The sequence below is a fragment of the Puniceicoccales bacterium genome (assembly GCA_031255005.1).
Taxonomy (GTDB): Bacteria; Verrucomicrobiota; Verrucomicrobiia; order Opitutales; family LL51; genus JAIRTH01.
Genome location: JAIRTH010000008.1, coordinates 1 through 7,114, shown reverse-complemented (window position 1 = coordinate 7,114; position 7,114 = coordinate 1). Strand labels below are relative to the sequence as shown.

At 43.6% G+C, this 7,114-nt stretch carries 6 protein-coding genes and 1 tRNA gene; all 7 read left to right on the top strand.

Features of this window, described 5'->3' with window-relative positions; genetic code table 11:
* A partial coding sequence (locus tag LBH49_00925; GenBank protein MDR0351197.1) for a hypothetical protein occupies positions 1 to 1,085 on the top strand: 1,085 nt, incomplete at its 5' end.
* Positions 1,086 to 1,204: 119 nt separating this feature from the next.
* Positions 1,205 to 2,311: an alanine racemase gene (alr, locus tag LBH49_00920; protein MDR0351196.1), complete on the top strand. Its 1,107-nt coding sequence runs from the start codon at positions 1,205 to 1,207 to the stop codon at positions 2,309 to 2,311.
* Between the two features lie 64 nt (positions 2,312 to 2,375).
* A tRNA-Tyr gene (locus LBH49_00915) sits at positions 2,376 to 2,462 on the top strand.
* A 72-nt stretch (positions 2,463 to 2,534) separates the two neighbouring features.
* Entirely contained in the window at positions 2,535 to 3,572 is a 1,038-nt protein-coding gene (gene lpxD / locus LBH49_00910; protein ID MDR0351195.1) for a UDP-3-O-(3-hydroxymyristoyl)glucosamine N-acyltransferase, read from the top strand.
* A gap of 8 nt (positions 3,573 to 3,580) precedes the next feature.
* Complete coding sequence (gene rmuC, locus LBH49_00905; GenBank protein ID MDR0351194.1) at positions 3,581 to 4,912, top strand: DNA recombination protein RmuC; 1,332 nt, start codon at positions 3,581 to 3,583, stop codon at positions 4,910 to 4,912.
* A gap of 1 nt (position 4,913) precedes the next feature.
* Complete coding sequence (gene serS / locus LBH49_00900; protein MDR0351193.1) at positions 4,914 to 6,188, top strand: serine--tRNA ligase; 1,275 nt, start codon at positions 4,914 to 4,916, stop codon at positions 6,186 to 6,188.
* Positions 6,185 to 7,111, top strand: a complete 927-nt coding sequence (locus tag LBH49_00895; GenBank protein ID MDR0351192.1) for a Gfo/Idh/MocA family oxidoreductase — start codon at positions 6,185 to 6,187, stop codon at positions 7,109 to 7,111. The genes serS and LBH49_00895 overlap by 4 nt, the downstream gene beginning before the upstream one ends.
* Positions 7,112 to 7,114: the final 3 nt, after the last annotated feature.

Genomic DNA, 7,114 nt, shown 5'->3' with positions numbered 1-7,114 from the left:
CACTTCGCACTGGAGCTGTTCTCATCGGAGAAGTCGCGGACGAAGCCTCCGGAAGGCAGCGGCTCGGCGCATCGGCCAAGGAAGATGCTTTGCTAAGTCAGGAAAATGCTTTCGGCCATGGAACTGATCGCATCGGAGAAGTATCGGACGAAGTCTCCGGAAGGCAGAGGCTCGGCGCATCGGCCGAGGAAGATGCTTTGCTAAGTCAGGAAAATGCTTTTGGCCATGTAACTGGTCGCATCGGAGAAGTTACGGACGAAGCCGCCGTAAGGCAGAAGCTCGGCGCATCGGCCAAGGAAGATGCTTTGCTAAGTCAGGAAAATGCTTTCGGCCATGGAATTGGTGGCATCGGAGAAGTTTCGGACGAAGTCTCCGGAAGGCAGAGGCTCGGCGCATCGGGCCAGGAAAATGCTTTCGGCCATGGAACTGGTCGCATCGGAGAAGTTGCGGACGAAGCCGCCGTAAGGCAGAAGCTCGGCGCATCGGGCCAGGAAAATGCTTTCGGCCATGGAACTGATCGAACGGCTGGTCAGCGATCGATGGAAAATCGTGACACTAGGATGCAGACTACAAAAATGGATGATGATGATAAAACTAAGCCATTGGGAAAATTTGATGATCTAAATATGGATCCGGCTAAAATGTCCACTGGTGAAAGGATTTTGTCTTCCATGCAAAGCATTTCCGAAGCATCTGCATCGTCAAAATTTGCAGCAGAAACCATAGTTAAAATAAGCTCAGAAATTGCTAATCGGATCTTGATTTCGAATGCTGCTTTGGATGCCAAGCAGGAAGTCAGAGTTCAGCTAAAAAATGATATCCTCCCAGGCACAGAAATTTTCATAGCCAAGGATGGCCCAAAATTAAATGTGCAATTCAATGTTGCTGTTTCTGAATCGGCCTTTTTTCTAATGGGAAGGCAAGGTGAACTTAGGCAACATCTTATTGATAATTTGAAGGAAATAACCTTCGTGGAAATTAACATCAAAGATGATAGTCAACCAAACGATACTCGGAAAGATGGCCGTTCGAAAAATCAACGTCAATATGAAAATCAAGAAGAAATGGGCAATTTTGACGAATGATTAAATGACGTTGTTCCGAAGGTAATAGCTAATCAGATTCAGAAAAATCTATTTTATTTTCTTGCAAATAGGCCATCAATGTGCCATATCATAGATCCAAGGAGTGGTTAGTTTGTGGTATGCGCTGCTGGATTGAAATCGATTTGGATGTATTTCGCGCTAATATAATAAACATAAAAAAAAGTTTACCCATCGGCACGAAATATCTATCTGTAGTCAAGGCAAATGCTTACGGTTGTGGAGCCCCGGAGTTGGTGAAAAAATCCTGGGATCTGGTCGATGCCTTTGCTGTGGCAAATCTAACCGAAGCCATGGAAATAAAAAATCATTCCAAGGAGGCTAAAATCATCATACTAAGCACTCCGTTACCCGATGAAATTGAAGCCATAGTCCATAGCGAATTCATTCCGTTTGTATCGACCGATGAAGAATTGGAACGCATAATTCTAATGGCAAAGGCCATGGATAAAATAGCCGAAGTGCATTTAAAAATCGATACCGGGATGGGGCGGATTGGTTTTTGGCATGAAAATAATGTGGATAGATTGCGCAGGCTATGCAGCGATGGCCATGTCAAAATCGGTGGCATTGCGACACATCTATCCCATGTGGATAAAGATGAGAATTATACATCATTTCAACGGAAAAATTTTAGAGCCTGGTTGAAAAATTTTAGCTGGCCAATGAAAAATCTGATGATCCATGAAAGCAGTAGCTTTGCCGTTAAAAATTGTATATCCGATGGTGTTTGCAATGGCGTGAGAGTAGGGGCAATGCAATATGGAATTGCGTCCGAAGTGCATGATGAGGAATTGCTTAGATCTGGGATTAGGCCAATTTTTAGTCTTAAAAGTAAAGTTGCTCTTATAAAAAACGTTCCGGCCGGCGTAAAAATTAGCTATGATGGCATGTATGAAACCACAGAGAGTGCAAAGATCGGAGTACTATCCTGTGGCTATGCCGATGGAATTCCCGTTGATTTTACAAACACCGGTCGCTGTATCATCAATGGCCATAGTTGTCCGGTGATTGGTAGGGTGGCCATGGATCAAACAATGATAAAACTAAATGATTGTCCTTCGGCGAAGGTCGGAGATGAGGTTTTATGGCTAGGTGGCGATGCCGCTAATGGTATTACTATCGGCGAATTTAGTAGAGCCGGCCGGAAAATACTTCGGGAAAGTCTATGTGCTCTATCGTCTAGGGTAACCAGGATTTATAAATGATAGATCCATTCAAAAAGTTCTTGCCAAACGGATGGCTAATCGTATTCCTGGCATCCATTGATCCGGTGAGGTATCCAAGTGGCTAAAGGGTGCAGACTGTAAATCTGTCGAGCTTCGCTCTTCGTGCGTTCGAATCGCTCCCTCACCACCATTTATTTTATAAAGTTTCTGATTATCGCAATTGACATATGGTGGTGCAATATTAAAAAATGCTAAACTGCTTATGAAATGGAAGTTTTCTCTTAATGAAATTATTTCGATTATTGATCCAGAAGGTGTTATTGGCCGGTCTTCTGTCAGCATAAATAGAGTTGCTTCATTGGATGAAGCAGGCCCCGGTGATTTGTCGTTCTGCAGGAGCAAAGAATATTTAGCTGATTTGCAGAATACATCGGCATCGATGGTTTTGGTGCCTGGTAATATACAACTATTTCCAAAAGAAGGACAAATATTTGTGCTTTGTCGCAATCCATCCTATAGCATGGGTTTAATTTGTGAAAAAATTGAGAAGATTTTATACCATAATACTTACAGTGGCATCGATGAAACTGCCATAATTCATGGATCAGTGAAGCTTGGAAATTCCTTGGCAATTGGGCCGAAAGTTGTTATAGAAGAAGGTGCTAAGATTGCGGATAAGGTGATCATAGGAGCTGGCACTTTCATCGGTTGTGATACAGAGATCGGGGAAAATACAGTGATTGATCCGAATGTTACCATAATGGCACGATCTGTGATTGGTAGAAATGTTAGGATATGTTCAGGTGCTGTAATTGGTTCCAATGGATTTGGTTATGAAATGGTCGATGGAAAACATAATAGAATCTCGCATATTGGAAATGTGATCATTGAAGATGAGGTTGACATCGGCGCAAATACCACCATAGATCGAGGAAGGATCGCGTCGACTATCATTGGTCGTGGTACGAAAATAGATAATCTTGTACAGGTGGCGCACAATGTGCAGATAGGTGCAGGATGTATAATTGTTGCCCAGGCCGGCATAGCTGGTAGTAGTAAGCTTGGCAATTATGTGATGATTGGTGGGCAAGCAGGTATTGCTGGCCATTTGTCCATTGGCGATGGTGTCAAGATTTGTGCCCAGGCAGGCGTGACAAAAGATGTTGAAGGTGAAGGCATTATAATTGGATCTCCGGCAAGAAAATATGATGATTTCATTAGACAGATGTCGGCAATGAAGAAATTGCCGGAATGCATGAAAAAATTTGAGACCATGGAGCGTTCATTGAACCCCAGCTGAATTTTACTATGGCTTTGTTGCTTGGGTTTTTGTCTACCGCATTAATTTCGGTGGTGATTGTCTGTATATTGAGCCATGGCAGGTACAATGATCAGTTAGGTTCCATTGGAAAAACTTTGGAGCAAGTTCGATGCGAGCGGGATGAATATTTGAAACAGAAGTCTGAGCTGTATGGCAGGTTAGTGGTTGCTGAGCAACGACTTAATGAACAGGCGATGGCATTGGCTGAGCTTAGAAGTCAGGCCACGGAGCTGTGTAATAAAAATGCAGCGTTGGAGGCAACAAAGGTACAAATAGAAGATGGACGAGAACGACTTAAGATTGAGCTTCGCAATCTCTCCCAGGAGATTCTTGAGGCAAAGAAATCAAAATTTTCCGAGGAGACAACCAAGGAAATTGGCGCTATGGTGGATAAGATAAAGGCGGAATTCGATTCGTTTAAGCGCGATATTTTTTTACCAGAATCGAAATCCAGGACAGAACTTGCCTGTCAATTGAAGGTGTTGTTTGAAAATGTTGAAAAAATGCAGACCGAGGCTTCAAATCTCACCAATGCACTGCGTTGTGATTCGAAAGTCCAGGGTGATTTTGGAGAAATTCAGTTGGAAAATCTGCTGGAAAGTGCTGGGTTATCGAAGCAGTGCGGTGATTTCATATGCCAGGGCAGTGGCATGAATTTAAAGCTGAACAATGCCGTGGCAAAGCCAGATTTTTTGGTTAAGCTGCCACAGAATCAATGGGTGCTGATAGATGCCAAGGTGTCGCTTTCAGCCTATGAGAGATTTGTGAATGCGACCAGCGATGTAGAAAAATCTAAGTCATTGAATGAGCACAGGATATCGATCAAGAAACATATCGACGAGGTGGCCAAGTATCATGATATGGAGGGCAATGTGGAGATTTGCCCGTTTTTGTTGATGTTTATTCCCATCGAGTCGGCCTATGTGACTGCGGCCTATTTTAACGAAGCTCAAGCTAGCCAATTTGGTGGTCGTGATGTGGCGCAATATGCTCGAGATAAAGGAGTTATACCAGTATACCCATCTACTTTATTCCTGACATTGAGGCTTATAAAATCCATGTGGCAGGTTGAGAAGCAGAATGAAAATGCCAAGGAAATCGCCGAACGTGGAGGACGACTCTATGATAAATGCGTTGGGTTGTTCGAGGCAATGGAAGATTTAAATCGGTTGTTTTTGAAGGTCAATGATCAGTTTTCTGCTAAAATTTTGCCAAAAATAAATGGCAATGGTGGCTTAATTTCTCAATGTGAAGAACTGCGGCGACTTGGTGCTAAAAACCGAAAGTCGATGGCGAATAAAAATTTAGAAGTATTATAACATGTTGGATTTGAAATATATACGTGAGTATTCCGAGGAAGTAAAAGATGGTATTTCCAAGAAAAAATTCCGGTGTGATCTGGATGGATTTTTGACAACGGACAGGAAGCGTCGGGAAATGTTGGCGGAAATAGAGGATTTGCGGGCGAGGCAGAATGCTGCCAACGATAGTATGGCGAAGCTCGAGAAAAGGTCAGCAGAGTTTTGCGAAAAAGTCACGGAATTGAGGTTGATATCTGACCAGATAGGGAAGTTGGATTTGGAGTTTAAAAGGCTAGAAGAGTATTGGAAGTCGTTGTATTTGAACATACCTAATGTGCCTCATTCCTCTGTGCCGGTGGGAAAAAATGAGGCAGAGAATCGGATCGTTTATAGCTGGGGCGATTTGAAAAAAATACCGAAATTTTCTGTGCCTCATTACGACATTCACTGGTTTGGCGATTATCTGGATTTCCCTCGGGGAGTGAAGGTTACAGGCTCCGGCTTTCCGTTTTACATAGGAGATATGGCGCGATTGGTTCGGGCGCTAATATCGTTTTTTTTAGACGAGGCGAGAAAAAATGGATATGTTGAATTCATGCCGCCGATTTTAGTAAATGCAGATAGCGCCATGGCGACGGGGCAACTGCCTGATAAAGAAGGACAAATGTATCACGCGAATGTGGATGATTATTACTGCATTCCCACAGCCGAGGTGCCGGTTACGAATTTTTTCAGGAACGAGATATTTAACGAGGAGGAGTTGCCGGTGCGTCGGTGTGCCTACACGCCATGTTTTCGACGGGAGGCTGGCAGTTGGGGAAAGGATGTGCGCGGTTTAAATCGACTGCATCAATTTGACAAGGTTGAGCTGGTAAAATGGGCTAATCCGAATAATAGTTTCGATGAATTGGAGAAGCTTAAGTCAAACGCGGAGAGTCTTTTACAGAAACTTGATCTGCCCTATAGGGTGCTGGACATATGCACCGGGGACATGGGATTTCCGCACAGCAAGCAGTATGACTTGGAAGTTTTTGCTGGTGGGCAGGGTCGATGGCTTGAGGTTTCAAGTTGCAGCAATTTCACCGATTTTCAGGCTCGACGCGCCGGCATGAGGTTTAGATCGAAGGAGTCCGGCAAGCTGGAATTTGTCCATACACTGAATGGTTCTGCTTTGGCGGTGCCTCGGGTGCTTGCGGCGTTGTTAGAGAATAACTTACAGCAAGATGGCACAGTGAAAATTCCGCCTGTATTGAGGCATTGGATTGATCAGAATACTTTGGGTCGAAAAAGATGACTTCGCTATTGAAGTGCGGTGTCGTTGGGGTCGGCCATCTTGGACAACATCATGCGAGAATATATAACTCGTTGAGTGGGTGTGAGTTAATTGGCATATGTGATAGCAATCACGATCGGGCAAAGGAAATTTCTAAATCCTATGGCTGTGGAAATTTTACATCGATTGAGGAATTAGGCGAAGCCTGTGACGCGGTGAGTGTGGTTGTTCCCACGGATAAACATTGCGATGTGGCACTTAGGTTGTTGAGTAAGAATTGCCATTTGTTGATAGAAAAACCTCTATGTTCCTCTTTATCTGAGGCGTCGTCGATTTTAGATGCCGCCAAGAAGAATGGAAACATCATCCAGGTCGGCCACATAGAACACTATAATCCTGTGATGGAATTTTTAGGTAAGACTGCCGATGATCCTAGATTTATAACAGCGGATCGATTGGCGCCTTATAGTCCAAGAGGATCAGAAGTTGGTGTGGTTCTTGATCTTATGATACACGATCTTGGTGTGGTTCTGGAGTTAGTCCATTCAAAGATCAAAAAAATCGATGCCATCGGTGTAAAAGTTCTATCGGCGAGTGAAGACATTGCAAATACCAGGATAAATTTTGAGAATGGCTGTGTAGCGAATATAAATGCCAGTCGGGTGAGCGAAAAAAAGGTGCGCGAGATCAGGATTTTTCAGAAAAATACATATATTTCGCTGGATTTTATGAATCAAGCTGGACATATGTTTAGAAAAACTCGGCTTGGCCTGGAAAAAGAGATCGTCCCAATAGAAAAAGATGAGCCATTAAAGCTTGAGTTGGAATCATTTGTGAAATGCGTTGTGAGCCGTGGGACTCCAAAGGTGGATATCAGTTTAGGCTATCGTGTGCTGGAAGTGGCCATCGAGATTACCCGCAAAATTCACGACCTTGGACTTTGATCT

Coding starts and splice junctions, on each gene's coding strand:
- alr (MDR0351196.1), top strand. CDS start 1,205: ATGCGCTGCTGGATTGAAATCGATTTGGATGTATTTCGCGCTAATATA.
- lpxD (MDR0351195.1), top strand. CDS start 2,535: ATGAAATGGAAGTTTTCTCTTAATGAAATTATTTCGATTATTGATCCA.
- rmuC (MDR0351194.1), top strand. CDS start 3,581: ATGGCTTTGTTGCTTGGGTTTTTGTCTACCGCATTAATTTCGGTGGTG.
- serS (MDR0351193.1), top strand. CDS start 4,914: ATGTTGGATTTGAAATATATACGTGAGTATTCCGAGGAAGTAAAAGAT.
- LBH49_00895 (MDR0351192.1), top strand. CDS start 6,185: ATGACTTCGCTATTGAAGTGCGGTGTCGTTGGGGTCGGCCATCTTGGA.